Source organism: Mesorhizobium sp. P3_A9 (assembly GCF_056402975.1).
In genome coordinates, this window is sequence record NZ_JBFUGJ010000803.1 from 1 (window position 1) to 589 (window position 589).

1 pseudogene is annotated in these 589 nt (G+C 53.4%); it reads right to left on the bottom strand.

Annotated features, from left to right (window positions below):
- A pseudogene (locus tag AC1DX0_RS36830) lies at positions 1-248 on the bottom strand (ubiquinone biosynthesis methyltransferase UbiE); the annotation flags it as partial.
- Positions 249-589 lie beyond the last annotated feature (341 nt).

The following is a 589-nucleotide window of genomic DNA, read 5'->3' on the forward strand; positions in this document are numbered from 1 at the left end:
CTGCATGCCAGTTCACCACCGGCATGGCGCGTACGAAAGGCGACTTCCAGCAATTCATTGAGGGCAGAGGAAAAGAGATTTGAATGCCGGACCGAGTCTGATCTGTTTTGACTGATCATCCGGGCCATGTATGACGAGACATAATCGCAGTGTCTCCAGGCGGAGACGAAAGCTTTGATTTCCATGTCGATCTGGATCATGGGCGCAAAAGTCGGCTCGCCAGCCAGCTCATGATGAACAGGTCCCATAGGCATCCTCCCTTGTTCCATCAGCATTGAGCCCTGGTAGGGCGATGGTCTCCGCGACGAAAAATTTCACCGCGCGCCGTGATGAGTTACTCTTGCACCGACTCGAAGAATTGCGCGGTATCTGCCTCGATCGTTTCTACAAATCTCCACTTCACCGTTAACAAAGGGTGCAAGGTGCAAAGCAATTCCAGGAAAMGTGCGCAGCGGTTTTCCGTCCGGAATTGCGTAAAAACAAATACTTAGAGCGGTTCAGCGATTCTACCAAGCACTGAACAGCTCTACCCGCCATTGGCCGCGAGCACGATCGCGGCCTTCAAGTCCTCGAGGCCCTCGCCCTTTTC